At 73.3% G+C, this 26,812-nt stretch carries 21 protein-coding genes and 1 pseudogene; 11 read left to right on the forward strand and 11 right to left on the reverse strand.

All coding sequences use genetic code 11. From position 1 onward, the window contains the following. The first annotated feature begins 2 nt into the window (after window positions 1-2). Both AB0A69_RS14585 and AB0A69_RS14590 read left to right on the forward strand, forming a co-directional pair. Window positions 3-959: a cytochrome c oxidase assembly protein gene (locus AB0A69_RS14585; protein WP_361420356.1), complete on the forward strand. Its 957-nt coding sequence runs from the start codon at window positions 3-5 to the stop codon at window positions 957-959. A 120-nt stretch (window positions 960-1,079) separates the two neighbouring features. Further along, the gene (locus AB0A69_RS14590) at window positions 1,080-1,250 is read left to right on the forward strand and encodes a hypothetical protein (RefSeq protein ID WP_361420359.1); all 171 of its coding nucleotides are present in this window, start codon (window positions 1,080-1,082) and stop codon (window positions 1,248-1,250) included. A 15-nt stretch (window positions 1,251-1,265) separates the two neighbouring features. Here the strand turns inward: AB0A69_RS14590 and AB0A69_RS14595 are convergent, their stop codons facing one another. Both AB0A69_RS14595 and AB0A69_RS14600 read right to left on the reverse strand, forming a co-directional pair. Beyond that, complete coding sequence (locus AB0A69_RS14595; RefSeq protein WP_361420362.1) at window positions 1,266-2,630, reverse strand: APC family permease; 1,365 nt, start codon at window positions 2,628-2,630, stop codon at window positions 1,266-1,268. 107 nt (window positions 2,631-2,737) lie between these two features. Further along, window positions 2,738-3,217 carry a DUF6098 family protein gene (locus AB0A69_RS14600; RefSeq protein ID WP_361420364.1) on the reverse strand — a complete coding sequence of 160 codons (480 nt, stop codon included), beginning with the start codon at window positions 3,215-3,217 and terminating at the stop codon, window positions 2,738-2,740. A 255-nt stretch (window positions 3,218-3,472) separates the two neighbouring features. Between AB0A69_RS14600 and AB0A69_RS14605 the strand changes: the two genes are divergently transcribed. The 4 genes from AB0A69_RS14605 (at window position 3,473) to AB0A69_RS14620 (ending at window position 8,336) form a co-directional block, all read left to right on the forward strand. Beyond that, window positions 3,473-4,294 (forward strand): dienelactone hydrolase family protein, encoded by an 822-nt coding sequence (locus tag AB0A69_RS14605; protein WP_361420798.1) that lies wholly within the window; start codon window positions 3,473-3,475, stop codon window positions 4,292-4,294. A gap of 100 nt (window positions 4,295-4,394) precedes the next feature. Then, window positions 4,395-7,187, forward strand: a complete 2,793-nt coding sequence (locus tag AB0A69_RS14610) for a LuxR family transcriptional regulator (RefSeq protein WP_361420367.1) — start codon at window positions 4,395-4,397, stop codon at window positions 7,185-7,187. A gap of 159 nt (window positions 7,188-7,346) precedes the next feature. After that, entirely contained in the window at window positions 7,347-7,529 is a 183-nt protein-coding gene (locus tag AB0A69_RS14615) for a hypothetical protein (protein WP_361420369.1), read from the forward strand. A 183-nt stretch (window positions 7,530-7,712) separates the two neighbouring features. Then, window positions 7,713-8,336, forward strand: a complete 624-nt coding sequence (locus tag AB0A69_RS14620; protein WP_361420372.1) for a response regulator transcription factor — start codon at window positions 7,713-7,715, stop codon at window positions 8,334-8,336. A 31-nt stretch (window positions 8,337-8,367) separates the two neighbouring features. On the opposite strand, the pseudogene AB0A69_RS14625 reads toward AB0A69_RS14620, so the two are convergent. From AB0A69_RS14625 to AB0A69_RS14645, 5 genes and pseudogenes are all read right to left on the reverse strand, one after another. After that, window positions 8,368-10,104 (reverse strand): annotated as a pseudogene (locus AB0A69_RS14625) (ABC transporter ATP-binding protein); the annotation flags it as partial. Beyond that, window positions 10,101-11,906, reverse strand: a complete 1,806-nt coding sequence (locus tag AB0A69_RS14630; protein WP_361420375.1) for an ABC transporter ATP-binding protein — start codon at window positions 11,904-11,906, stop codon at window positions 10,101-10,103. The gene AB0A69_RS14630 and the pseudogene AB0A69_RS14625, both read right to left, overlap by 4 nt. 187 nt (window positions 11,907-12,093) lie before the next feature. Further along, the gene (locus tag AB0A69_RS14635; protein WP_058940762.1) at window positions 12,094-12,222 is read right to left on the reverse strand and encodes a SapB/AmfS family lanthipeptide; all 129 of its coding nucleotides are present in this window, start codon (window positions 12,220-12,222) and stop codon (window positions 12,094-12,096) included. Continuing rightward, window positions 12,219-14,777: a class III lanthionine synthetase LanKC gene (gene lanKC, locus AB0A69_RS14640; protein ID WP_361420378.1), complete on the reverse strand. Its 2,559-nt coding sequence runs from the start codon at window positions 14,775-14,777 to the stop codon at window positions 12,219-12,221. Before lanKC ends, AB0A69_RS14635 begins: the two co-directional genes overlap by 4 nt. Before the next feature lie 107 nt (window positions 14,778-14,884). Next, the gene (locus AB0A69_RS14645) at window positions 14,885-15,283 is read right to left on the reverse strand and encodes a VOC family protein (RefSeq protein ID WP_361420381.1); all 399 of its coding nucleotides are present in this window, start codon (window positions 15,281-15,283) and stop codon (window positions 14,885-14,887) included. Between the two features lie 128 nt (window positions 15,284-15,411). Between AB0A69_RS14645 and AB0A69_RS14650 the strand changes: the two genes are divergently transcribed. Next, complete coding sequence (locus AB0A69_RS14650; protein WP_361420384.1) at window positions 15,412-16,482, forward strand: lactonase family protein; 1,071 nt, start codon at window positions 15,412-15,414, stop codon at window positions 16,480-16,482. A 20-nt stretch (window positions 16,483-16,502) separates the two neighbouring features. On the opposite strand, the gene AB0A69_RS14655 is transcribed toward AB0A69_RS14650, so the two are convergent. Beyond that, window positions 16,503-17,681 (reverse strand): PP2C family protein-serine/threonine phosphatase, encoded by a 1,179-nt coding sequence (locus AB0A69_RS14655; protein WP_361420387.1) that lies wholly within the window; start codon window positions 17,679-17,681, stop codon window positions 16,503-16,505. 183 nt (window positions 17,682-17,864) lie between these two features. Here AB0A69_RS14655 and AB0A69_RS14660 point away from each other — a divergent pair, with 183 nt between their 5' ends. Continuing rightward, window positions 17,865-18,266, forward strand: a complete 402-nt coding sequence (locus tag AB0A69_RS14660; protein ID WP_361420390.1) for an ATP-binding protein — start codon at window positions 17,865-17,867, stop codon at window positions 18,264-18,266. 22 nt (window positions 18,267-18,288) lie between these two features. Here the strand turns inward: AB0A69_RS14660 and AB0A69_RS14665 are convergent, their stop codons facing one another. Further along, window positions 18,289-19,455, reverse strand: a complete 1,167-nt coding sequence (locus tag AB0A69_RS14665; protein WP_361420393.1) for a PP2C family protein-serine/threonine phosphatase — start codon at window positions 19,453-19,455, stop codon at window positions 18,289-18,291. A gap of 102 nt (window positions 19,456-19,557) precedes the next feature. On the opposite strand from AB0A69_RS14665, the gene AB0A69_RS14670 reads away from it, so the two are divergent. After that, the gene (locus AB0A69_RS14670; protein ID WP_361420396.1) at window positions 19,558-20,061 is read left to right on the forward strand and encodes a MarR family transcriptional regulator; all 504 of its coding nucleotides are present in this window, start codon (window positions 19,558-19,560) and stop codon (window positions 20,059-20,061) included. A gap of 178 nt (window positions 20,062-20,239) precedes the next feature. Here AB0A69_RS14670 and AB0A69_RS14675 read toward each other — a convergent pair whose 3' ends face one another. Then, window positions 20,240-20,734 carry a MarR family transcriptional regulator gene (locus AB0A69_RS14675; protein ID WP_361420399.1) on the reverse strand — a complete coding sequence of 165 codons (495 nt, stop codon included), beginning with the start codon at window positions 20,732-20,734 and terminating at the stop codon, window positions 20,240-20,242. A gap of 218 nt (window positions 20,735-20,952) precedes the next feature. Between AB0A69_RS14675 and AB0A69_RS14680 the strand changes: the two genes are divergently transcribed. Next, the gene (locus tag AB0A69_RS14680; RefSeq protein ID WP_361420801.1) at window positions 20,953-21,441 is read left to right on the forward strand and encodes an anti-sigma regulatory factor; all 489 of its coding nucleotides are present in this window, start codon (window positions 20,953-20,955) and stop codon (window positions 21,439-21,441) included. A gap of 59 nt (window positions 21,442-21,500) precedes the next feature. Here the strand turns inward: AB0A69_RS14680 and AB0A69_RS14685 are convergent, their stop codons facing one another. Continuing rightward, window positions 21,501-21,932 carry a DUF4190 domain-containing protein gene (locus AB0A69_RS14685; protein WP_361420402.1) on the reverse strand — a complete coding sequence of 144 codons (432 nt, stop codon included), beginning with the start codon at window positions 21,930-21,932 and terminating at the stop codon, window positions 21,501-21,503. A gap of 291 nt (window positions 21,933-22,223) precedes the next feature. Between AB0A69_RS14685 and AB0A69_RS14690 the strand changes: the two genes are divergently transcribed. After that, the gene (locus AB0A69_RS14690; RefSeq protein WP_361420405.1) at window positions 22,224-26,798 is read left to right on the forward strand and encodes a HAMP domain-containing protein; all 4,575 of its coding nucleotides are present in this window, start codon (window positions 22,224-22,226) and stop codon (window positions 26,796-26,798) included. Window positions 26,799-26,812: the final 14 nt, after the last annotated feature.

The following is a 26,812-nucleotide window of genomic DNA, read 5'->3' on the forward strand; positions in this document are numbered from 1 at the left end:
GGATGGATCATCACAGCGGGCACGGCATGCCGATGGACCTTCCGCCGTTCACGCTGGGGCGGGCGCTCGCGTACTCGCCGGACACCTTCTTCCTGGTCGGCTGTCTGCTGGTGCTCGGCCTGTACGGGTGGGGCGTCGTCCGGCTGCGCAGGCGCGGCGACTCCTGGCCGGTCGGCCGGATCGTGTTCTTCACCGTGGGTGTGCTGACCGTGGCGCTGGTGATGTGCACCAAGCTGAACGACTACGGCATGGTCATGTTCAGCGTGCACATGGTGCAGCACATGGTCGTCAGCATGCTGTCGCCGATCCTGCTGCTGCTCGGCGCGCCCGTCACGCTGGCGCTGCGCGCGCTGCCGGTCGCGGCGCGGCGCGGCGGCAAGGGGCCGCGCGAGCTGCTGCTGGCCCTGCTGCACAGCCGCTACCTGCGGGTCGTCACGCACCCGGCGTTCACGATCCCGCTGTTCGTCGCGAGCCTGTACGGGCTGTACTTCACGCCGCTGTTCGACTTCCTGATGGGCTCGAAGCCGGGGCACATCGCGATGATGGTGCACTTCCTCGCGGTCGGCCTGGTGTTCTTCTGGCCGATCATGGGCGTGGACCCGGGCCCGCACCGGCCGGGCTACGTGATGCGGATGCTGGAGCTGTTCGCGGGCATGCCGTTCCACGCCTTCTTCGGGATCGCGCTGATGATGGCGTCGGAGCCGATGGTCGACGCGTACCGGAACCCGCCGGCCTCGCTCGGCATCGACGCCCTCACGGACCAGAGCGCGGCGGGCGGCATCGCCTGGGCGTTCAGCGAGATCCCCTCCGTGCTGGTGCTGATCGCGCTGGTGTACCAGTGGTACCGCTCCGAGCAGCGGCAGGCGGTCCGCAAGGACCGGGCGGCGGACCGGGACGGCGGCAAGGAGCTGGAGGCGTACAACGCCTACCTGGCGTCGCTGCACGCGCGCGGCCGGTAGCGGGGGCCGCCGGGCGCCTCCCGGCGGGTCGTGCGCGGCGGTAGCGCTGTGGGTGGCAGTGGGGCGACCATGGCCGTACGGCCCGTCGGCCCCACGGCCCAGGCCGGGAGGAGGGCACGCATGTCCAGACACACGTCCAGTCCCGCGAAGACGATGGGGGCGCTCACCATCGGCGCGCTGGTGCTGACCACGGCGTACACGGTGGCGCTCGGCAGCAACGGCTGGCTCTGGTTCGGGTGGGTCGTGCTCGGCCTGCTGACCCTCGGCGTCATCGCCCTCAAGGACACCTAGGGCCCTCTGGGACACCTAGGACTGCTCCGCGGGCGTCTTCCGGCGGCTCGATGCCCGCCGCCGGAGCGCCGCGGCCGCGCCCAGGACCAGGCCGACGGCGAGCACGACGAGCCCGCGCAGCCACACCTGGGCCTCGATCCGGGTGGCGAGCACGACGCACGAGGCCGCGCCGAGGACCGGCAGGACGACCGGCGCCCGGAAGTGGCCCGGGGTGCCGCCGGTGTCCCGGCGCAGGACCAGGACGGCGGTGTTGACCAGGAAGAAGACCACCAGCAGGAGCAGCACCAGCGTGGCGGCGAGGGTCTCGACGCTGCCCGTGACCGCCAGCAGCATCGAGAGCGCGGTGGTGGCCGCGATGGCCACCCACGGCGTACGCCGCCGGGGCAGCACCCGCGTGAGGAGAGCGGGCAGCAGCCCGTCGCGGGCCATGCCGTAGGTGAGGCGCGAGGACATGATGCCGGTGAGCAGCGCGCCGTTGGCGACGGCGACGAGCGCGATCGCGCTGAACAGCCACAGCGGCACGCCGCCCGCCGCCCTGACCACCTCGAGGAGCGGGCCGCTGGACTGCGCCAGGGTGCTGGTGGGGACGGCGGCCGATGCCGCGATGCCGACGAGGACGTACACGCCGCCGGCCGTGGCGAGCGCGCCGAACAGGGCGCGCGGGTAGGAGCGGCGGGGGTCGCGGGTCTCCTCGGCGACGTTGACGGAGGTCTCGAAGCCGACGAAGGAGTAGTACGCCAGCACCGCGCCGCTCAGGACGGCCGACGCCGCGCCCTTCTCGGCGGTGCCCAGCCGGGTGAGCCGGCCGGGGTCGCCGTCGCCGCGCAGCAGGAGCCAGGCGCCGAGCACGATGATGATCACCAGGCCGCTCACCTCGACGAGCGTGGCGACGACGTTGGCGCGGGTGGACTCGCGGATGCCGCGCGCGTTGAGCAGGGCCAGGGCCGCCAGGAACAGGACCGCGACGAGCGCGACCGGGACGGTGGCGAAGGCGGCGAGGTAGTCGCCCGCGAAGCCCCGGGCCAGTGCGGCGACCGAGACGACACCGGCGGCCAGCATGCAGAACCCCGCGAGGAAGCCGGCGAAGGGCCCGTAGGCGCGGGTGACGTAGTGCGAGGCGCCACCGGCGCGCGGGTACTTGGTGGCGAGTTCCGCGTACGACGCCGCCGTGAGCAGGGCCAGGGCGAGTGCGACGGTCAGCGGCACCCACACGGCGCCGCCCGACTCGGCGGCGACCTGGCCGATCAGGACGTACACCCCGGCGCCGAGGACGTCGCCGAGGATGAAGAAGTAGAGCAGCGGGGTGGTGAGCGCCCGCTTGAGCGGCCGGCCCTGCTGGGCCGGCCGCGCCGTGACTGCGGGATCCGTGGCTGTGGACATGCGGTCCGTTTTCCCTGGTGGGCCGGGAGCAAGCGGGACGTTCGTCCCGTCCGCGCCGGGCCGGACGGGCCGGACGGGCCGGACGGGCCGGGCGGGCCGGGCGGGTCTCACCTGCGCATGGGGCCCCAGGGGCGGCGCTGGCGCGCGACCTCGCGCTCGGCCTCCTCGATGACCTTGAGGTCGATCCAGCAGACCGGCTCGATGTCGCGGACCAGCGGCTCGTTGTCCGGGCCGCGGCCCACCTCGCGGCCGCGCAGGGCCCAGGGGCGTACGTCGCCGTCCCGTTCCTCGCGCAGGTGGCAGTAGTCGTAGAGGCGCCGGGCCACCCACAGCCGCACGGGGCGGTCCTCCCACCAGGTCTCGACCTGGAGGGGGTTCGCCGAGAGGCCGGGCATGGTGATGCCGGTGAGGTGGTCGGCGCTGTGCGTGTCCTTCACGTCGTCGGCGGGGCTGCGGGACCACCGGACGTAGAGCTCGCCGTGGCGTTCCACCAGGTCGCCCAGTTCCGCGAGGCTGCTCACCGTGGGCAACTCGGTCACGCCGTCGGGGGCCGTCCTGCGGCTGGGCGCCGCGTCGGTCTGGTCCATGGGGGGTCACGCTCCTCGTCGTGCCGACCGTCCTACCGGGACGTCCGCCGCGTACCCCTGGTGACGACCGGTGATTCCACCGATGCCGGTGTGGCGCGGGCGCCGGGACAGTGGCACCCCAGCGAACACGGCGGTTCCGCCCGGCGGTGATCCTGTCACCGCGAGCACACCGGGCTGCCCCGCCACGACCGAGAGGACGACTCAGTCGTGAAGAGATCCACTCTGGCGGCGTTCATCGCCACCACCTGCCTTGGCATGACCCTGACAATCACGCCGGGCGCGCAGGCCGCCGAGAACCCCTACGAGCGCGGCCCGGCACCGACCACCGCGAGCATCGAAGCCGTCCGCGGCCCCTACGCGGTCTCCCAGACGGAGGTCTCCTCCCTGGCGGTCACCGGGTTCGGCGGGGGCACCATCTACTACCCCACCACCACCGCCGACGGAACCTTCGGAGCCGTGGCCATCTCCCCCGGCTACACCGGGACCCAGTCCTCCATCGCCTGGTACGGCCCCCGGCTCGCCTCGCAGGGCTTCGTGGTCTTCACCATCGACACCAACACCACCCTCGACCAGCCGGACAGCCGCGGCCGCCAGCTCCTCGCCGCGCTGGACTACCTGACGCAGCGCAGCTCCGTACGCGGCCGGATCGACGCCACCCGGCTCGGCGTGATGGGCCACTCCATGGGCGGCGGCGGTTCGCTGGAGGCCGCCAAGAGCCGGCCGTCCCTCCAGGCCGCGATACCGCTCACCGCCTGGAACACCGACAAGAGCTGGCCGGAGATCAAGACGCCGACGCTGCTCATCGGCGCCGACAACGACACGATCGCGCCGGTCTCCTCGCACTCGGAGCCGTTCTACACGAGCCTGCCGAGCACGCTCGACAAGGCGTACCTGGAGCTGAACAACGCCAGCCACTTCGCGCCGAACACCTCCGACACCACGATCGCCAAGTACAGCATTTCGTGGCTCAAGCGGTTCATCGACAACGACACCCGCTACGAGCAGTTCCTCTGCCCGATCCCGCGGCCGAGCCTGACCATCGAGGAGTACCGGGGCACCTGCCCGCACACCTCGTGACACCAGGACGCGGTGCCCGGGCACAGAGTTGGACCGGCGGCGTTGGGCGCGTGCCCAACGCCGCTTCCGGCTGTCGTTACGCGGAAGTAACGTGCTGTGTGTGACCGGGATATACGGCCGGAGCGCTGAACTCGACGCCGTGGCGGCCCTGCTGGAGCGGGTGCGGTCCGGCCACGGAGGCGCCCTCCTCGTCGCCGGAGAGCCCGGCCTCGGCCGCACCGCGCTCCTCGACCACGCCGCCGCTCGGTTCGGGGACTACGGGCGCGTGGCGCACACGCGGGCGGTGGCGGTCGAGCGGGGCGTTCCGTACAGCGGGGTGCACGCGCTGCTCTCCGCCGCCGGGGTCCGCGGGGCGGCCGGTGTCCTGCGCGGCGGGCTGGAGCCGGGCGGACTGGCCGAGCTGCTGCGCGGGGCCGCCCCGGAGGCACGCCCCCTGCTGGTGTGCGTCGACGACGCGCACTTGTGGGACACCCCGTCGCGCGCCGCGCTCGGCTTCGCGGCCCGGCGCCCCGAGTCGCTGCGTACCGTCGGGCTGCTGGTGTCCGTGGCCGCGCACCGGGTGCGGGACCCCGAGTTCGCGGGGGTGCCGGTGGTGCGCCTCGCACCGCTGGCGGACCGGGCCGTGGCCGCGCTGGTGGACGAGCTGGCGGCCGGAATCACCGGCGGCGCCGCCGATCCGGCGGTGCGGGAGGAGCTGCTGCGGGAGCTGGCGTACGAGACCGAGGGCAATCCCGCGCTCGTCGCGGCGGTCGTCGGGGGCCTCACCCCGGCACAGCTCACCGGGGACGCGCCGCTGCCCCGGCCGCTCGTCGACGGCGGCACGCTCTCGCGGACGTTCGGCGGGCGGCTGTCGGGGCTGCCGCCCGACACCGGGTTCATGGTGCTGCTGGCGGCCGCCGCGCAGGAGCTCGCGCCGGGAGGCGGCGGCGCGGACGCGGCCGTGGTGCTGCGGGCCGCCCGGGCCGCCGGGATCGGGCCCGGGGCGCTGGACGCGGCCGAGGCGGCGGGCGTCCTGAGGATCGGGGAGGAGACGATCCGGTTCGAGAGCGCGCTGCTGCGGCGCACGGTCCTCGCGGGGGCCCCGCTGTCGCGGCGGCGCACCGCGCACGCGCTGCTCGCCGCGGCCCTCGGCGGCGAGGACCACCGGCTGCCGCACCTCCTCCACCGCGCCCTCGCCGCCGAGGGTCCGGACGCGGGCCTGGCGGCGGCGCTGGAGGCGGCCGCGGAGGCGGGCGGCACGCCGCCGGAGCGGGCGTCGGCCCTGGCCCGCGCCGCCGAGCTCAGCGGCGACGGCGCCACCCGGGCGGCGCGGCTGACGGCGGCCGCCGAGCTCGCCGTGGCGGCCGGGGATCCGCGGCGGGCGCGGGAGCTGCTCGCCGCCGCGCGGCAGGCCGCGCACGGAGCCGTGCGCGGCCGGGCCGAGCTGGTGCGCGGCACCCTCGCCCTGTACGACGGCCCCGTCGGTGACGCCCACGCGGAGCTGCTGGTGGCGGCCGCGCTGCTGGGCCCGTACGACCCTGAGCGCGCGCTGGCCGCGCGGCTCGCCGCCGTCGAGGCCGGGTGGGCGATGGGCGATGTGGCGGCGTGCCTGGCCGCGCTCGGCGGCGAGGGAGGGCCGCCGGAGCGTTCGCCCGACGAGCCCGGGGTGTCGTACGACTACCGGACCGGGCTGTACGCGGCGCTCGGTGGGCGGCTGGACCGGGCGCGGGAGCCGCTGCGCCGGGTGGTGCGCCGGGCCGCGGGGGACGACGACCCCGTGCGGCTGCTGCGGGCCGGGGCCGCCGCGCTGGTGCTCGGCGACAGCGCGGGCGCCTGCCGCGCCGGCGCCCGCGCGCTGGCGCTCGCCCGGGCCCGGGGCCTGACCGCGCTGGAGCCCCGGGTGCTGGAGCACCTGGCGTACGCGGAGCTGCGGGCCGGGCGGCACGCGCTGGCGCGGGCGCACGCGCGGCAGGGCCTGGGCGGGGCCCACCGGGCCGGGCTGCGCAACGTCGTCGCGCACCAGCACGCCGTACTCGCGCTGGTCGCATCGGTGGAGGGCGACGCCGGGGCCGTGGCGCGCCACGTGGGGCACGCCCTGGCGGTCGCGCGGGCGCACGGCCTGGCCCAGGCCGCCACGCTCGCCGAATGGGCGGCGGCCCGCGCCGATCTCGGACGGGGGCGGGCGGCCGACGCCGCCGCCCGGCTCGGGCCGCTGGTGCGGCCGGGGCCGCGCCGGGGCCACTTCGGCGTGCGGATGCTCGCCGTGCCGTGCTTCGTCGAGGCGGCCGTGCCGGCCGGGCTGTGCGGGGACGCGCGGGCGGCGGCCGCGGAGTTCGCCGTCTGGGCGGCGCTCGGCGCGGACGCGCAGGCCCCGGCGCAGCTGGCGCGGTGCCGGGCGCTGCTCGCGTGTGAGGCGGAGGAGGCGGACGCCCTCTTCCGGGAGGCGCTGCGCCGCCACGAGGAGGCGGGCGGCGACTTCGAGACCGCGCGCACGCTGCTGCTGCACGGCAAGTGGCTGCGGCGCCGGCGCCGTCCGCGCGAGGCGCGGGGCAGGCTGCGGGACGCCCTCGTCGCCTTCGAACGGTGTGGCGCCCTCCCCTGGGCCGAGCAGACACGAGCCGAACTCCGCGCCACGGGCGAGGCGTCGGGGCCCCGGCGGGAACCGGCCGGAGTGCTTCCGGTACTGACGCCGCAGCAGTTGCGGATCGCGCGCTGCGTCGCCGAGGGGGCCACGAACCGCGAGGTGGCCGCGTGGCTGTCGATCAGCCCGCGCACCGTCGACCACCACCTGCGCAACGTCTTCGCGCTGCTCCAGGTGCGCTCCCGGGTCGAGCTGGCGCGGCTGATGGACCGGGCGGACGGCGCCGGGGTGGCCCACCTGGCCGAGCAGGACGGCGCCGTGGCCTACGAGTAGGGGCGGGAGCCGCGGCTGTCCGCCCGCCGGCAGCCATCCGCCCCTCCCCACCACTGCTCGTATGATGATCGCCGCTGCAGTGGCACGGACGAGCACATCGACGGCGCCCAGGCCTGGGGCCTGCACCTCCAGGACGGGAAGCTCACCGTTCTCACCAAGGTGGACGATCACATGCTCGCCGACGGCGACCTCTTCGACGCCGCCACCGGCGAGGAACTCGACAACCGCGGGTTCCACGACCGGGTCTCCGTCGGGGACACGCTGTTCGAATACCGGGGGCTGCTGATCACCGGACAGGCGGGGTACCGGTCCTCGCCCTTCACCGCGTACGAGCGGTCCTGACGGCCCATCGGACGGCAGGGGGGCGCACGGCGGCGCACGAGGCGCACAGGGGGCGCCCGTTGGTCCGTACCGCGCGCCCCGTACGCCCCAGCGAAAGGTTCCTGCCCCCGCGTCCGGGGCAGTCGCATGTGTGGCATGCGAGCGCCCGGGAAGCGCCGGGCCGCCATCGGGAGGGGAACCGCCATGACGAAGGTGCTTGTCCTGCACAGCGTCGCCCTGTTGCGGTCGGCGCTGGCGGCGCTGCTCACCAGGGAATCGGAGGGGTCGGAGGAGTCGTTCGAGGTCTCCACCGGCGGCTGGTGCACGGCGCTGCGCGAGACGGAGTCGTTACGGCCCGACGTGTGCGTGGTCGACCTCGACTGTCCGGGCACCGCGACGCTGTGGGAGGACGGACGGTCCGGCGGCAGTGCGGCCCTCGGCTCCCGCAGCGGTCTGCTGGTGCTCGCCTCGGCGGGGCGCCCCGGTTCGCTGCGCAAGGCCTTCGAGGCGAGAGCGCTGGGCTACGTCGACAAGGACAGCTCCCCACGCCGCCTGGTGAGGGCCATCCGCAAAGTCGCGGCAGGCGAGCGGTTCGTCGACGAATCGCTCGCCTTCGGCTTTCTCGAGGCGTCCCGGATGCCGCTGACCGCGCGGGAGTTGAGCGTGCTGGCGCGGGCGGCGGAGGGCGAGTCCATCGCCGAGATCGCCAGAGGACTGCACCTGTCCAACGGCACCGTGCGCAACTACATGGCGTCGGCCACCCGGAAGGTCGGCGCGCGCAACCGGATAGACGCCATCCGTATCTCGCAGGGCGCGGGGTGGGTGTGAGGGCGAGCCGGACGGCTCACCCGTGGGAGACGCCCGCGAGATCGCGGTAGAGCGGCGAGGTGTCCAGCAGTTCCTCGTGCGGCGCGCACGCCGCCCGCGTACCGTCCAGCACCAGGACGCGGTCCGCCCGTACGGCCGACGACAGCCGGTGGGCGACGACGACCAGGGTGCCCGGGCGCGCGGCGAGCGTGCGCTCCGCGTGTTCCTCGGTCTCCGGGTCCAGGTGGCAGGTCGCCTCGTCGAGGAGGAGCAGCGGGGCCGCGGAGAGGTGGGCGCGGGCCAGGGCCAGGAGCTGCCGCTCCCCCTGCGACAGCCTGCCGGGGTCGACCACCGCGTCGAGGCCGCCGAGCCGCCGCACCAGGGGTTCGATGCGGAGCGCCGCGACGGTCTTCTCCACCTCGGCGGGCCGCGCACCGGGCCGCAGGTAGCGGAGGTTGTCCAGGACCGTGCCGCTGAAGACGTGGGCCTGCTGCGGCAGCAGGACGCGGCGCGGGTCCGGTCCGGGCGGGCCGTCGTGGACGCGTGCGGGGGCGCCGTCGACGAGGACCGTGCCCCCGGTCGGGGTGAGCAGCCCGGCCAGCACGGCCGTCAGCGTGGACTTCCCGATGCCGCTGGGGCCGACCACCGCGAGGTGCTCCCCCGGCTCGACGACCAGGTCGAGGCCGTCGAGCACGGGGCGGGCGCGGGGGCCGTACGCGAAGGTGACACCGCGCAGTTCGACGGCGGCGGCCGCACTGCCGCCGGGGCGAGGACTGTGCCGTATGGACGGCACAGCGCCCGGGAGCGCCGGCTCCTCCGTGCCGAACCGGTCCAGCACCACCAGGAGCCGGGTCCCCGCCGCGCCCAGCGCCGTCATCAGCGTGTGCAGCGCGGGCAGCAGCGCCTGGACGAGGTAGGTGAGCGCGCCGAGCAGGGCTCCCGCGGTGACCCCGCGCCCGAGCAGCCACGGCGTCGCCACCAGCAGGGCCACGACCGGCAGCCGCCCCGCCGCGCCCAGCGCGAGGGTGCGCACCCCCGCCCATCGGGCGAGGCGGCGCGACAGGCGCGCCTCCGCGCCGATCAGTGCGCCCACGTCCTCGGCGACCCGGTCCTGCCCGCCGCACGCCACCACGTCGCGGAGCCCCGCCCCCACCGCGCCGACCCGGGCGGACAGGGCCTCGTCCGTGTCGAGGAAGGCCCGCTGCGCGGCGGCCATCGGCGCCAGGGTGGCGAGGAACAGCAGCAGTCCCAGCAGCAGCGGCGGCACCACCACGAGCAGCAGCGCGGGCGCCAGCGAGGCCATCCCGAGCAGCGCGCCCAGCGCCGTGAAGACGAACGACCGGGCGGTGAGGACGAGTCCCGCGAAACTGTCCCGGGCCATCTCCGTCTGGTGCACGAGCCGCGAGACCGCCGCGCTGTTCGTGGCGGCGGCGCCGTCCGACCGCGCCGGGTCGGACACCGCCGCGGCCAGGGCCTGCGACACCGCCCGGCGCACCAGCCCGTCCCGCAGCGGCTCCACCAGACCGGCGAGCCCCGCGAACACCCCGCGTACGGCGAAGCCACCCAGCAGCGCCGCGGCCGCGGCGACCGCCAGCCACAGCAGGCCCGTGCCGGTACGCCCCGCGAGGAAACCGTCGTCCAGGGCGCGGGCGACGCCGTAACCGGTGAGGAAGGTGTGGGCCGATTCCAGCAGCGACCAGCCGACCAGGGTGAGCAGGGCGCGCCGTCGGCGCAGCAGGAAGCGGCGCCCCTGCGGGAGGACGCGGCGCAGCGGGCCATGGCCCGTCATGACGCGGTCCCGTCGGTCGTCACGGTTCCGTGGGTGACCGCGGTTCCGTCGGTCGCCGCGGTTCCGCCGGTCGCCGCGGTTCCGTCGGTCGCCGCGGTTCCGTCGGTCGTCGCGGCGAAGACCGCCCGGTAGGCCGGGTCCCGCCACAGCTCCGGGTGCGGCCCGGTGGCGCGTACACGGCCTTCGTCCAGCCAGATCACCAGGTCGGCGCGGGCCGCCGAGGAGAGCCGGTGGGCGATCACGAGCCGGGTGCCGTGGCGTACGTCGCGGGTCAGCGCCCGCTGTACCTCCCGTTCGGTGAGGGTGTCCAGGCTGGACGTGGCGTCGTCGAGGATCAGCAACCGCCCCGCATGGGCGAAGGCGCGCGCCAGGCCCAGGCGTTGGAGCTCCCCGCCGGACAGGGGCGCGTCCGGCAGCGGGGTGCCGTAACCGCCGGGCAGTCGCTCGATGAAGCCGTCCGCGCCCGCCGCGCGGGCCGCCGCGCACAGGGCGCCGGTCGGCGGCGTGCGCGCGCCGAAGGCCAGGGCGTCCGCGACCGTCGCGCCGAACAGCGCCGGGCGCGCGAAGGCGTAGCCGACCTCGCGGCGCAGCTCTCCCCGGTCGAGGAAGCGCAGCGGGACGCCGTCGAGCAGGACCTCGCCGTCGTCGGGGTCGGTGAGCCGGCCCGCGACGGCCGCCAACAGCGACTTGCCCGCCCCCGAGCGGCCGACCACCGCGACCGTCGCGCCGCCGGGCACCACGACGTCGATGCCGTGCAGCACGGCCGTTCCGTCGCGTACGACGCCGACGCCGCGCAACACGAGCGTGCCGGGGCCGCCCGGGGGCAGGCTCCCCGCCCCGTACGCGAGGGGCGGCAGCGTCAGCGGCTCGGTCGTGCGGCGGGCGGCGGTCCGGCCCCGGACCAGGGCGCCCAGCAGTCCGGCCACCGCGCCGACGCCCGCGGCGAGCGCCGCGTACCGCGAGGCCGCCAGCAGCTCGCCGACGCCGAGGGCGCCGGACGCGAGGCGCAGCCCGCCGACGGCGAGGACGAGGCAGACGAGCAGCGGCATCAGCACCCCGCTGCGGGCGACGGCGGCGCCGTACACGCGCCACATCCGCCGCCCCTCGGCGCCGAGTTCGGGCAGCGTGGACAGGACGCGCCGCCGCTCGTACGCGGCGGTCCCGGCGGCGGCGACGGTACGCGCCCCGGCGAGGGCCTCGACGAGGCGGTCCGCGATGCCCGACTGCACGCGCTGGTAACGGGCGACGCTGTCCGAGGAGTGGCGGGCGAACGCGCGCAGCAGCAGCAGGAGCAGGGGTACGCCGGCGAGGAAGGCGGCCGCCGTACGCCAGTCGATGAGGAACAGCGCCACCAGCGCGCCCAGCGGCGGGAGCACCGACGCGGCGGCGCTCGCGGCGGTGGCGGGGACCGTGCCGGCCTCGGTGGCGTTGGCGGTGAGCCGTGTCGCCAGGTCTCCGGGCGGGAAGCGCGCGGTCGCGTGGTGCGGCGCGGTACGCAGCAGCCGGGCGAGGACGTGCGTGCGCAGCCGGGCCGTCGTCCGGGCGTTGGTCACGCCGGTCAGCCACGCCACGGCGGCGTCGAGCACCAGGTCGGCGCCGATGAGCAGGGCGCACAGCGCGACCCAGCGGGGCGCGGCGGGCGCGCCGGCGAGCAGCAGGTCGAGGGTGTGCCCGAGGGCGGCGGGTTCGGCGAGGGTGGCGGCGGCGGAGGCGAGGGAACAGAGGAGGAGCGCCGCGGCGTGGACGGCGCTGGGGCGGGCGGCGCGGAGGAGCGCGGCGTCTGCGGGGGCCGGCCTGGGCATCCGGGACGTGTCCTTCCTCGTCGGTTCCCGGCCCCGGGGCCGTGCCCGGCGGGGCGTGCGGGCGTCGGCATGGGGCCGGGGCACACGGCGCCGCGCGCGACGGAGCCGGCCCCGGCCCGGGCGGGGATTGCCCGCCCGGGCCGGGGCCGGTGGCCGCACGATGTCGGCACCGGGCGGCCGACCCGCGTCAGTTGCAGGTGGTGACGCTCAGGCTGCTGTCACCGCAGAGCAGCAGGCTCGCGCGGCTGCCCGTGGCGACGTCGCCCGTGGCCTCTTCCTTGGGGGTCTCCATCGACTGCAGGTCGAGAAGCGTCATGATCGTTTCCCTTCTGTGGGGACGGTGTGCTTCTTCACGGTCCCGGGTGGGACCGGTCCTTGGGGCCGCCGCAGCGGCGGGAGGAACGGCAGCTGCGCCACGCCGTCGGTGGCGGCGCTGCCGAGGGCGAGCAGGCAGCCGGCGGTCCCCGTGGAGAGGTCCATCGACAGCCGCATCATCTGCTCGCCGGGGAAGGCCAGATGCCCCTGGTACGGCACGGCGTGCCGGGTGAGGGCGTCGATCTGGCGGCGTACGTCGGCGGGCCGGACCCCGGGCGCGGTGGTGCGGCTGAGGTACAGCACCATGCCGGCCGCGCCGCGGAACAGCCCGGGCTGGGCGTAGAAGGTGGCCTGCGCGGCCCGTGCGATCTCGGTCCGGGCCTGTGCGAAGCGCTCGTCGTCGCGGTGGGCGGCGAAGTCGTCGAGCACCATGCCGATGCCGACGCTCCCGGCACCGAGGTACGGCATCGTCCGCCAGCCCTCGTCGACCTGGAGGGTGCCGCCCGCGCCGTGCACGCAGCGGTCGAGGTCGCGGCGGAGGGCGTCGGCGGCGAGGTCGAGGAGCCCGGTGTCGCCGGTGCGTTCGTACAGGCGCAGGTAGAGCAGGGCGGGCCCGGAGGAGCCGTGGAGGAGCCCGGCCCGGGTGGGCAGGGCGCGGGTGGTGAGGTCCGCGCAGCGCAGGGCGGCGTCGTGGAGGCCGAGCGCGTCGAGGGCGAGGCCGAGGCCCGCGAGACCGCTGTGCAGGTCGGGCGCGATGTCGTCCCAGGGGCGGGCGAGGGCGAGTTCGACGAGTTCCAGGGCGCGTTCGGGGTGCCCGAGCCGGTGCAGGGACCAGGCGATGCCGGAGAGGCCGTCGTAGAGGCCGAGCGGACTGCCGGAGGGGGGCTGCTTGGTGTGTTCGAGGAGCCATTCCTCGGCGGCCGTGTGGCGGGGGGCGCCGGTCTCGGCGAGTGCGTACAGGACTCCGGCCGTGCCGTAGCCGAGGCTCATCCCGCCCGCCGCGGTGGCGAACTGGGCGATGTCGCCGGGGAAGAACCGGTCGTCGCGATGGGGCGTGGCGGAGGCGGTGACGGCGCGGACCAGGGAGTCGCGGCTGCGGGGCCAGTCGGCCGGTTCGACGGGTAAGTACGGCGTGGGACCGGGGCCGGGGGCTATCTCGGCGACCGCCTCGTCGAGGAAGGCGCGCGGTACGGGGAAGTGGGCGGCGGCGATGTCGGCCAGGTGCCGTGCCTTGTGCGGGTCGAGCGGGAGGAGGCTGGTGAGCGGGACGAAGAGCGCCAGGCGCAGGCAGGCGAGGGCGTAGCGGTCGACGTCGAATCCGCGCCGGTCGGCGGGGGCGACGAAGGCGGGGTTGGCGACGGTCTGCCGGCGGCCCTCGTCGATGTGCGCGGCGGCCTCGAAGTCGAGGAGGACGACGGACTCCTCGTCCTCGGAGACCATGATGTTGAACAGGTGCAGGTCGTTGAAGACGACACCGCGCGCGTGGACCGCCTCGACGGCCTCCTCCACGAGCCGGTGGATGCGCAGAGCCCACTCGGTGTAGTCGGCGAGGCTCTCGGGGGTGGGGTCGGCCTCGATGAGCGGGTGACGGCGGGCGAAGAAGGTGTTGAGCGGCTTGCCCTCGACGTACTGCAACGCGAGGAAGTGGTGGTCGCCGAGGGTGAAGTGGTCCCGCACCTCGGGAGTGCAGCCCAGGCCGGTGAGCCGCTGGAGCGCCTCGCGTTCGCGGTGGAGGCGGGTGACGGCGTCGGCGCCGTCGGCGGCGAGCCCGGCGTGCGGGCGGGCCTCCTTGAGGACGACCTTCTCGCCGGTGCGGGTGTCATGGGCGACGTACACGCCTCCGCCGTTGGAGAAGTGCAGGGCGCGTTCGACGGTGTACGGCATGGAGGCGACGGTGACGTTCTGCCGGGCGTCCAGGTGCGGCCGGAGGAAGTCGGGCAGCGTGACCCAGGCGGGCGTCTGGAAGGCGGGGCCGCGCAGGTCGGGGACGAGCCGTCCGTCGGGGTCCTCGACGGCGGGACGCAGCTCGCCCTTGTCGTCGTAGCAGTGGCGCTGGGTGAAGCTGCCGTAGCGCAGGTACACCGGGCCCCGGCCCCAGCGCAGGTCGCTGAGGATGTACGGGCCGGCCTCGCCGGCGAGCAGGGCGTCGAGGTCGCTCGCGACGCGGTGGCACTGCTCGTCGTCGGCGGGGTAGACGGTGAGGAACTTCCCGCTGGCGGCGCGGTCGGCGTACTTGGCGTTGCGGTTGTGGAGCAGGTAGCGGCTCGGGATGAACTTGAAGGCGATGCCGTGGGTGAGGCAGTAGTCGGCGGTGCGGGAGAGGATCGTTTCCGCGTTGTCGAGGCACGCCGACACGTGGATCTTCCACCCTTGCGCGGGCAGGGTGTGCCGTACCGGCCGCAGGGCCAGCCAGTCGCCGCTGCGGTGCCGCTGCCAGCCCTCCGGTACGGGCGAGAGCGCCAGTGCGTACGGCCCCTGGCCCTCGAGCGACAGCCGATGCGGCGCGTCGTAGAAGTGGCGGTCCGCGTCGCAGAAGGTGGCGTACCCCTTGTTCACTCCTGCTCCCTCGGTCGGCGACGAGGAAGACAGTGCCACTGGATCGGGGGCGGCCAACAGTCACAACTGTCAGCAAAGAGCCGTGCGGAACGCACGAGTAACGTGCGTCACGCGACGGACGAGCGGCCCTCCCGGGCGGCGAGGACGAAGGAGTGCCCGGCCGGGTCGGAGTACGTCCGCACGTCGCGCGGCCCGGAGTTGTCCCTGGTCTCGACGGGACGGGCGCCCAGGCTGACGGCCTCGCGCTCGGCCTCGTCCATGTCCTCCTGGGCGACCAGGATGTGCAGGTGCGCCTGCTGGGCGTCGTCGGGGCGCGGCCAGCTCGGGGGCGCGTACCCGTGGTCGCGGCGTACGGCCAGGCGTACGCCGTCGTGGTCGAGGACCTCGATGAAGTCGGGGTCGGTCCCCCGCTGGGCGTGGCCGCCCAGTAAGGACGCGTAGAACTCCGCCAGGGCCTCGGGTTCGGCACTGTCCAGAACCAGGACACTTGTCTTCGAAACGGTCATGGAGCCCTTGTGCCCCGCTCCCCCGGACCGACACCCCGGGGAGGCCCCCGGACGGCCCAGTGGGCGGGGCGGGGACGGCCGCGTGCCGCACATCATGGAGGACCGGAGGACGGCGAGAGGAGCACCCGGTGGGCGAGGGCACGGAGCACGCGGACGGGAGCGGTGGACCGCGGGCGTACATCGGCTCGTACACCTCGGGCGGCGGGCGCGGCATCACGGTCGCGGCCGTGGACCCGGCGACGGGGGCGCTGACCCCGGTCGCGGCCGTCGACACCGTCGTGAACCCCTCGTGGCTGGCGCTCGCGCCGGACACCGGGGTGCTGTATGCCGTGAGCGAGACGGAACCGGGCCGGGCCGCGGCCTTCCGGCCGGCCACCGGGGGCCTCACCCCGCTCGGGGCCGCGGCCGAGGTGGGGGGCGCGGGCCCCACGCATCTCAGCGTGGCCGGGCGGCGGCTGCTGACCGCCAACTACGTCTCCGGGAGCGTGAGCAGCCTGCCGCTGGCGGCCGACGGCGGCCTGGGCGGGCCTCCGGCCGTGCTCGCGCACCGGGGCTCGGGCCCGGACCCCGACCGGCAGGAAGGGCCGCACGCCCACCAGGTGCTGCCCGATCCGAGCGGCCGGTGGGTGCTCACCGTGGACCTGGGGACGGACACGGTACGCGTCTGCGCGCTCGACGCGGACACCGGGGAGCCGCGCGTGCGGGCCGAGACGGTGCTGCGCGCCGGGTCGGGGCCGCGGCACCTCGCCTTCCACCCGGACGGCGAGGTCGTCTACGTACTGCACGAGCTGGAGCCGCTGCTCACCGTCTGCCAGTGGGACCCGGCGTCCGGGCGCCTGGAGCCGCTCACGGAGGTCGACGTCGACCCCGATCCCGGTCCGGACGGCGTACGGGCCCACCCGTCGGTCGTCGCGGTCTCCTCCGACGGCCGGTTCGTACGGGCGGCGGTGCGCGGGCGGAACACGATCGTCACCTTCTCGCTCGCCGACGGGGCGGAGAAACCGCGGTTCACGGAGGCCGTGGAGTGCGGTGGCGTCTGGCCGCGCGACCTCGTGCCGGACCCGTCCGGGCGCAGGCTCTACGTGGCCAACGAGTGGTCCGGCGACGTCACCTGGTTCGACGTCGACCCGCAGAGTGGACGGCTGTCCCGCGCGGGCGCCCTGGAGGTACCGGCCGCCGCGTGCGTGGTCTTCGCCTGACGGGCGGTGACGGTCGCGGGTCAGGCAAGAGCGGGAGACGGGCCGTACCAGTCGAGGCACACCACGAGGGCGTCGTCGTCCAGCGGGCTTTCCCCGTGGTGCGCCACGAGGTCACGGAGAACGGCGGCCGGCACCTGGCTCGGGGGCAGCAGCCGGGTGGCGCCGAGCGAACGGGCCAGGGCCCGCTCCCCGTAGGTCTCGCTCGTGGAGGACGGGGCGGTGTAGACCCCGTCGCTGGCGAAGAGCAGTCGGTCACCGGGCTCCACGGTGAAGGACTGCGTGTGGTACGGGGTGTCCTCGAACATGCCCAGCGGCAGCTGAGCCTCGAACCTCAGCGGCTCCACGACGCCCGCGCGCATCCGCCAGGCCCGCGGTGACCCCGCGTCGACCACTTCGACCTTCCCGGTGGCCAGCGTGAAGCGCAGCAGGAGCACGGACACGTAGGTACGTCCGCGGTACTGCGCGTACACCGCTTGATCGGCCAGGGCCGCCTGTCCGGCCAGATCCAGGCCGGCCCGCCGGGCGTTGCGCAGGGCGTTGACCGCCAGATTGGTCAGGAGGGCGGCGTCGATGCCCTGCCCCATGCCGTTGGTGACGGTGAGGGTCAGATCGTCCGCGGAGATGGACCAGTCGTAGTTGTCGCCGAGGATGGCGTATGCGGGCTCCAGGTGCGCCCCCAGCGAGAACTCCGTGCGGGAGCAGGCCCGCCCGGGCAGGAGCTGCCACTGCATCTCCGCCGCCAGGGTGAGGCGCGCCGCGCGGCGGGCGAGGACGTAGAGGTCGGTGTCCCGTTCGGCGACGAGGATCTCGTGGCCGAGCGCCTCGCAGATGTGCCGCATCTCCGGGAGGACGGTGTCGAGGGGGCAGTCGCCGGGAAGCCGGACGGAGAGCACCCCCATCCGGTCGCCACGGATGGTGACGGGGAGGTGCACGTCGGACGCGCCGGTGGCGGTGTCCGCGACCACCACCGGTTCCTGCGATCCGAAGGCCCGCCCCTGGGGGCTGTCGTGGATGCCCACCGGTTCGGTCGTTCGGGGGCCGCGCTCGACCGCCTGGAGCGAGCGGACCGCGTAGTCGGCGAGCCGGAGCTCCACCCGCTCCGCGCCGTATTCCGTCATCAGGGCGGTCGTCACGATCTCCAGGAGCGTGTGGGGCGCGCCGGCCCTCAGGGCCCTGTCGACGGCAATGAGTCTGTCCACGTCGCGCCGTCTTTTCCCTCAGCTCGAAAGGATTCGGTGTTCATTCAGTGTAGATCGACGGGGTGCGGGTGCCCATGGGAGTGAGTAGATCACCCCCATCCGGGCATGCGGACAATTCGCATCAGACGGACAGATGGGAGGCCGAGAATGGTATCGGGGCCGCTCAAGGACGACTGGGATGGAATGCGCGACGAAGTCGGCGAGAGCATCAGCACGCGATTCGAAGGACATCTCGGAGACGTCACGGACGCGCGGGTCGCGGCCGGCCTGTTCCTCGACACGCTCGCGTACGCCGATCCCCCCGCGCAGCCCGACAGCCGGGACGACGTCCTGCTCGTGGTCACGGAGCTGGCGGCGAACGCCGTGCAGTACGCCCCCGGGCCGTTCACGCTGCGGCTCCGGCGCACCTTCGACGGGGTCCACGTCATGGTGGGCGACACCAATCCGCGACCTCCGAAGCCCGTGCCCCGTCGGTCCGCTCGGGTCCCCGGGGGCCTGGGCTGGCACATCGTGCGGGCGCTCGGGGAGGTCGAGGTGGTACGGGACGGGCCGGGGAAGGAGATCCACGTCTTCCTGCCGTGGTAGGCGGAGGCCCGGGCCCGGCGGGTTACGGCCGCCCGTGCCAGTCCAGGCAGACGACCATGGCGTCGTCCTCCGCGTCGATGGGGCCGCGGTGACCGGCGAGTTCCTGCAGCACCGCGCGGGGCACCTGGGAGGGCGGAAGCAGGCGGGTCGCGGTCATCGCGCGGGCGAGCGCCTTGTCGCTGTAGCGCTCCCCGGCCGGTGAGGCGACGTCGTAGACGCCGTCGCTGACGAAGAAGAGACGGTCGCCGCGGAGGACCCGGAAGGGCTGGGCCGTGTAGAGCGTGTCCTCGAACATGCCGAGCGGCAGCTGCGCCTCCAGTTCGATCGGTTCCGGTTTACCGTTCCTCAGCCGCCACATCTTCGGCGATCCGGCGTCCACGATCTCCGCTTCCCCGGTCGCGACGTCGAAGCGCAGGAGGAGAACGGAGAGGTGCGCGGCTCCGTGGTAGTGGCCGTAGATGGCCTGGTCGGCGAGGCAGGCCTGGTCGGAGAGGGAGAGTCCGGCCCGGCGGGCGTTGCGGAGCGCGTTGATGGCCAGGTTCGTCAGGAGCGCGGCCTCGATGCCCTCCCCCATGCCGTTGGTGACGGTGAGGGTGAGGTGGTCGGCGGAGGCGGACCAGTCGAAGTTGTCGCCGTGGATGGCGTAGGCGGGCTCGAGCTGCGCCCCGATCTCGTACTCCGGGCGCGAACAGGCCCGGCCGGGCAGCAGCTGCCACTGCATCTCGGCCGCGAGGGTGAGGCGACTGGCCCGGCGGGCCTGGAGGTACAGGTCGGTGTCGCGTTCGGCCACGACGATCTCGTGCCCGAGGACCTCGGCGATGTTCTGCAGCTCCCGCTCGGTCTCGCGGGTGTAGCCGCCGGCGGGGAAGCGGACGGTGAGGACGCCGATGCGGTCTCCGCGCACGCTGACGGGAAAATGAGCGACCACATCGGTGCCCTGCGGCTGTCTTTCCACATACGGTTGCTGGGACCCGAAAGCGCGTCCCGGCGCGCTGGTGTGTACCGGGACGGGCTCGGCGGTGTACGGGAGGGCGTTGACCGGTTGCAGTATGGTCATCGCGTAGTCGGCCATGAGCAGGTCGACGGAGACGGCCGCGTAGTGGGCAGTGAGCGCGTCCCGCACTGCTTCGAGAAGAGCGTGGGGCGGTGCCCCGCGCAGCGCGCGTTCCACAGCCGAGAATCTGTCCACCGTTCGAGTACCACCTGTTCGAGAGAATTGCGTAAAAGGAGTGGATGGCCTCTTATGTCGCGGAGACTGACAAGGCCGTTGCGAAGTGTCACAGTTGAGGGCATGCATTCCGAGACTTCTCCAGGCGCCGACCGGGATGCTGCCGCACACGCCGCCCGCGAGGTCATCGAGCTGCTCGAGGTGCTGTGGAACAAGGGCCGGGACATGACCTCACCCGCCCCCGTCTCCTCCTCGCAGCTGCGGGTGCTGTACATCCTCGACCGCGACCAGCCCATCAACCTGCGCACCCTCGGAGAGGTCCTGGGCTCCGCACCCTCCTCGGTCAGCAGGATGTGCGACCGCCTCGACGCCCTCGGCTTCATCGAACGCACCCCCAGCGCCGCCAGCCGCCGCGAACTCGAACTCCGCCTCTCCAGCCGCGGCGAGAACTACCTCAAAGACCTCCGCGCCCGCCGCGAAGCGGCACTGGTGGAGGTCATCTCCGCCATGCCGGCCGCCCAGCGCGCGGCCCTCGCCACCGGCCTGAGCGGCTTCCGCCTCGCCCTCGAGGACACCCAGGACACCGAGGAGCCCGACAAGGCCGGTGGCGCAGAGGTGACCGCATGACTTGCCGAGGGTGCCCGGCACGCCGTCCGCTTCACAGTGACCTGCCTTGTTCTTGAGCGTGCGCGCCAGGGTCGCGGCACGCGGAGGGACTCGCACAAGGCAAGAGTGTTTCCTCGGCCATACAGTTGTCAAACGGCAACTGTTTCTCTGGGGTAACCACTGGAGTACGCTCCTTCCTCTACCTCTCCTCCCCCTTCGACATGGCACCCCGCAGACGATCCCGGGCGAGGTCACAGGCCGCCTTGACCGCGAGGAGCCGGGCAGCGGAGCGCGGGAGCGCCGTCGCGAGGGCGTCCGCCCGGCGCGCCCGCCACTCCTCCACCACCTCGACGCCGGCCGGCGTCAGCGCCAGCACCGTCTTGCGCCGGTCGTCGGCGTGGGACCGGCGGACCAGCAGACCCGCACCCTCCAGCCGCACGCACAGTCGACTGGCCGACGCCGTCGTGATGTCCAGCACCTTCCCCAGGTCGCTCAGCCCCAGGGGGGCGGACTCCTCCACCGCCGCCAGGGCCCGCGAGGCGAGGGAGGACACCGGACTGGGGGCGTGCAGATCCGCGAATTCCGAGAGAGCCACCAGGGCGGCGGCCGCCTCTCGGGCGTGGACCTCGCCCCGGCCCGCACGTGTGGGCGTCCGCGCTTGCGCCTCACTCGCCCGTGTGTCGCTGTCGCTCATAGCCGCTCATAGGGGATGTGTGCCGGTTTGCCTTCCTCCTGATGCCCGGCATCGGCCGACACATACCTCTCGAGAGCGCCTTCCGGCACCCGCGCGAGGGGGCTACATTTGCCATACGACAACTGTTGCGGAGGTGGGCAGCTCATGGATCACCCCCCTCGGCGCCCAGGGCGCGAACGCCCTGGGCCGGTACCGGGCTGAAGTGCCCCAGGAAGGGGCTGCGCATGCTCCCCCACGATGACGACGTCAGCGGCACACCCCACCCGACGGCCACCGCTGCGGCGGAGGACGAGCCGGGCATCGCCGCCGTCACCCATCCCCTGCGGAGCGAGGAGGACCTCCTCGCCCTGCGCCACGCGGTACGCACCGCGACCGTGCGGGCCGGCTTCAAGCTGGTGGACCAGACGCGCATCGTCACCGCGGCCAGCGAACTCGCGCGCAACGCCTACGTCCACGGCGGGGGCGGCGCCTGCGAGGTGAGAGTCGTCCAGCAGTCGGGGCGACGGGGGCTGCGGGTGTCGGTGACGGATCAGGGGCCGGGCATCGCCGACCTCGACGGTTCCTTCGTCGACGGATTCTCCACCGACGTCGCCCGCCCAGGCCACGGCCTGGGCGGCGCACGCCGGCTGATGGACGAGTTCCACGTACACACCACACCGGGGCAGGGCACGACCGTCGTCGCCGTACGCTGGACGTCGCACCCATGACGCGGCGGCGACACCGGCCACCCCGGTCACGTCCGTTGCGTCCGTTACCCGCCGCCCGCTCAGTCGCTCAGCTCGCGGCCGAAGTCGTCGGCGCACTCCTGCCGGGCCGACTCGGTCTGCGCCTTGTCCACGCACGCCTGGAAGTCCCGCCCGCTGTCGGAGTTGAGGATGGACACCCCCACCGCGATCAGGATCGCCGTCCCCACCACCGCGAGCGACCCGAGCACGAGACCCGTGATCGCCATACCCTTGCCGGTGGCGCGCCCTTGCCGGGCACGACGCATCGCGATGACACCGAGCACGATGGCCGCGATGGCCAGCGGGACGCCCACGAACCAGAGCCAGAACAGCAGGAGGGACAGGACACCGGTGACGAGCGCGGCGATCGCCATCCCCCGCCCGGGTCGCTCACCACTCACCCCGGCGGAGCCGTGGCCTGGCCCGTACCCCGTGTGGGGGTACTCCGCCTGGGGTCGGGATGCGTCGGACATGACAAGCTCCTTTGCTGCCGAAGTTCTGTTCGTGACACCGGAGTTGCCGACTCATGGAGTCACCGGGCACTGCCGCACTCCGCGTGTGCCCCGCATCCCGCCGCGCAAGCGCCGGGTCGCGCACGTGCGCCCTTAGGGCTGGATTGCCCTCACTGCGCCACTCGGGTTAGGCTGCTACGTATTTGCCGTACGGCAATGGTTAGACAGTCAAAACAACTGAGGCCCGCCCTGCCAGTGGGGCGTGCGTCTGTTCGGTCTTTTCGTCGTGGCATCTGAGGAACGAGGTTGGTCATGGCTGAGACGGTGGTCGAAGGGGCGCGTGCCGTACCGCGTACGCGGCCCGCTCGTGGGGGCGGCAAAGTGGGCGAGCCGGAGCTTCGGCAGTTGCTGGCCGGCCTGACCGCGGTCCGCGACGGAGACTTCGGCACCCGCCTGCCCGATGAGGCGGAGGGGCTGATCGGGGAGATCGCCACCGTCTTCAACGGCATGGTCGATCAGCTGTCGCTGTTCACCTCCGAGGTGACCCGGGTGGCCCGCGAGGTCGGCACCGAGGGCACCCTGGGCGGGCAGGCCGTGGTGCCCGGCGTATCGGGTACCTGGGCCGACCTGACCGACTCGGTGAACGCCATGGCGGGCAATCTGACGACCCAGGTGAGGGACATCGCCCAGGTGGCCACCGCGGTGGCCAAGGGCGACCTGTCCCAGAAGATCGACGTGGACGCGCGCGGCGAGATCCTGGAGCTGAAGGAGACCGTCAACACGATGGTCGACCAGCTCTCGGCCTTCGCCGACGAGGTCACCCGCGTCGCCCGCGAGGTCGGCAGCGAAGGCCAGCTGGGCGGACAGGCCGAGGTGCCGGGTGTCGGTGGCGTGTGGCGCGACCTGACCGACTCGGTGAACTTCATGGCCGGCAACCTGACCGACCAGGTCCGCAACATCGCGCAGGTCACCACCGCGGTGGCCAAGGGCGACCTGTCCCAGAAGATCACCGTCAACGCGCGCGGCGAGATCCTGGAGCTGAAGAACACCATCAACACGATGGTCGACCAGCTCTCCTCGTTCGCGGACGAGGTCACCCGCATGGCGCGCGAGGTCGGCACCGAAGGGATCCTCGGCGGTCAGGCCGACGTCAAGGGCGTCTCGGGTACCTGGCGGGACCTGACGGACTCGGTGAACTTCATGGCCGGGAACCTGACGGCCCAGGTGCGTTCGATCGCCCAGGTGGCCACCGCGGTGGCCAAGGGCGACCTGTCCCAGAAGATCACGGTCACCGCTCGGGGCGAGATCCTGGAGCTGAAGAACACCATCAACACGATGGTCGACCAGCTCTCCGCCTTCGCCGACGAGGTCACCCGCGTCGCCCGGGAAGTCGGCACCGAGGGCCGTCTCGGCGGCCAGGCCGACGTCAAGGGCGTCTCCGGCACGTGGAAGGACCTGACCGAGTCCGTCAACGTGATGGCCGACAACCTGACCGCCCAGGTGCGTTCCATCGCCGAGGTCACCACCGCGGTCGCCCAGGGAGACCTGTCCCAGAAGATCCGGGTCGACGCGCGCGGCGAGATCCTGGAGCTGAAGGAGACCATCAACACGATGGTCGACCAGCTCTCCGCCTTCGCCGACGAGGTCACCCGCGTCGCCCGCGAGGTCGGCACCGAGGGCAACCTCGGTGGTCAGGCGACCGTCCGGGGGGTCTCCGGCACGTGGAAGGACCTGACCGACAACGTCAACGTGATGGCCTCCAACCTGACGGGCCAGGTGCGTTCCATCGCACAGGTGGCCACCGCGGTGGCCAAGGGCGATCTCTCACAGAAGATCACTGTCGAGGCGAAGGGCGAGGTGGCCGCTCTCGCCGGCGTGATCAACACGATGGTCGACACGCTCTCCGCGTTCGCCGACGAGGTCACCCGCGTCGCCCGCGAGGTGGGCACCGAGGGCATGCTCGGCGGTCAGGCCAGGGTCCCCAATGTGGCCGGCACCTGGAAGGACCTGACCGACAACGTCAACTCCATGGCGAACAACCTGACCAACCAGGTCCGCAACATCGCCCTCGTCACCACCGCCGTCGCCAACGGAGACCTCTCGAAGAAGATCGACGTCGACGCCCGCGGCGAGATCCTGGAACTCAAGACGACCATCAACACCATGGTCGACCAGCTGTCCGCGTTCGCCGCCGAGGTGACGCGCGTGGCCCGAGAGGTCGGCAGTGAGGGAAGGCTGGGCGGCCAGGCCGAGGTCGAGGGCGTGTCCGGCACGTGGAAGCGGCTCACCGAGAACGTCAACGAGCTCGCCGGCAACCTCACCCGCCAGGTACGGGCCATCGCCGAGGTCGCGAGCGCGGTGGCCGAGGGTGATCTGACCCGTTCCATCACGGTCGACGCCTCCGGCGAGGTCGCCGAGCTCAAGGACAACATCAACACCATGGTGGAGTCACTGCGCGAGACGACTCTGGCCAACCAGGAGCAGGACTGGCTCAAGTCCAACCTCGCCCGGATCTCCAGCCTCATGCAGGGTCACCGGGACCTGGCGGTGGTCGCGGAGCTGGTGATGGACGAGCTGACACCGCTGGTGTCGGCGCAGTACGGCGCCTTCTACCTGGCCGAGGAGACCCGGGAGGGCACGGAGCTGAGGCTCGTCGGCTCCTACGGGCGCCCGGTCGGCTTCGGTGGGCACTCCCGGTTCAAGCTCGGCGAGTCGCTGGTGGGGCAGGCCGCGCGCAGCCGGCGGACGATCGCCGTCGACAAGTTGCCCGGCGACTACCTCAGCATCTCCTCCGGGCTGGGGCAGTCCACCCCGGTCAGCCTGATCGTGTTGCCGATCGTGGTCGAGGACCAGGTACTCGGTGTCATCGAGCTGGCGTCGTTCGGGCCCTTCACCCCGGTCCACCGGGACTTCCTCGAGCAGCTGATGGAGACGCTGGGCGTCAACGTCAACACCATCGTCGCCAACGCCCGCACGGATGAGCTGCTGGAGGAGTCGCAGCGGCTGACCGCCGAACTGCGCGCGCGCTCCGCCGAACTGCAGGTGCAGCAGGAGGAGCTCCAGCGGTCCAACGCCGAGCTGGAGGAGAAGGCGGCGCTGCTGGTCGCCCAGAACCGCGACATCGAGACCAAGAACCTGGAGATCGAACAGGCCCGGCAGGAACTGGAAACGCGGGCCCAGCAGCTGTCCCTCGCCTCCAAGTACAAGTCGGAGTTCCTGGCCAACATGAGCCATGAGCTGCGCACCCCGCTGAACAGCCTGCTCATCCTCGCCCAGTTGCTGGCCCAGAACCCCACCCGCAACCTGACCCCCAAGCAGGTCGAGTACGCGGGCATCATCCACTCGGCCGGGTCGGACCTGCTCCAGCTCATCAACGACATCCTGGACCTGTCCAAGGTCGAGGCCGGCAAGATGGACATCAACCCGGAAGTGGTGGCACTGCGGCAGCTCCTCGACTACGTCGAGGCGACCTTCCGCCCCATGACCACGCAGAAGAACCTCGAGTTCACCATCAGCACCGCTCCGGGCGCCGCGACCGACCTGCTGACCGACGACTCGCGACTGCGCCAGGTGCTGCGCAACCTGCTCTCCAACGCGGTGAAGTTCACCGAGCGCGGCAGTGTCGAACTGCGCATCGAGATGGCCACGGAGAGCGAGTTGCCGGGCTCGGTGCAGCGTGGTGTGCCGGTGATGGCCTTCCGGGTCAAGGACACCGGAATCGGCATCCCCGAGCAGCACCTGGAGACCATCTTCGGTGCTTTCCAGCAGGCGGACGGCACCACCAGTCGCAAGTACGGCGGTACCGGCCTGGGGCTGTCCATCAGCCGGGAGATCGCGCACCTGCTGGGTGGCGCGCTGACCGCCGACAGTGTTCTGGGCAAGGGCAGTACGTTCACTTTGTACCTGCCGATCGCACGGGCCGGCTGGGAGTCCAGCGCCCTCCCGGGATCCGCGTCGGCCACCGAGCACGCGACCGCCGACCGGGCGGACAGCGGCGTGACGGCCCGCCCCGCGTCGGTGCCGCGCCAGAAGCGGCGGCTGCTGGTGGTCGAGGAGCGCAGCCGCGGTCTGCTCTCCCTGGTCGCCGAGAGCGCGGTGGCCGACCTGTCCGGCAACGGGGACCTTCCCAAGCACACGGCGGAGATCGAGGTCATCACCGCGGTGGGTGCCCAGGAAGCGGCCGAGAGCCTGGCCGCCGGGCCCTTCCACTGCGTCGTCCTGGAGCTCGACATGCCCAAGGGCGCGGCCATGCAGTTCCTGGACGCCATGGACGGTGACGCGGCCGCGATGACCGTGCCCGTCCTGGCGCACAACAGCCGTCGCCTGGAGCGGGCTCAGGAGGACGAGCTGCAGGCCCGTGCCGACGCACGGCCGCTGGAGCTGATCTCCAGCCTCGACGAGCTGCGTGAGCGGATCGCGCTGCACCTGTCGGCGGAGGAGCCGGGGGACGTGCTGCCGCTGGTGCGTACGGAGGAGGCACTCCCCCAGGCGTCCCAGTCCGTCGACGGCGCTCTCGCCGGCCGCACGGTGCTGGTCGTGGACGACGACGCCCGCAACCTGTACGCCATCAGCGGCATCCTGGAGATGCACGGCATCGAGGTGCTGCACGCCGAGAACGGCCGGAGGGGGATCGAGGCGCTGCGCGAGCATCCGGAGATCGATCTCATCCTGATGGACGTGATGATGCCCGAGATGGACGGCTACGCCGCGACGGCCGCCATCAGACGGGATCCCGCCCACGCCCATCTCCCCATCATCGCGGTGACGGCGAAGGCCATGCCCGGTGACCGGGAGAAGAGCCTGGCTTCGGGAGCGAGCGACTACGTCACCAAGCCGGTGGACGCCAACGATCTCATCGCCTGCATCGGGCGCTGGATCCCCGCCTGAGCACCGGCACGGGG

The sequence above is a fragment of the Streptomyces sp. NPDC045431 genome (genome assembly GCF_040646655.1).
In the GTDB taxonomy this organism is placed as follows: Bacteria; Actinomycetota; Actinomycetes; order Streptomycetales; family Streptomycetaceae; genus Streptomyces.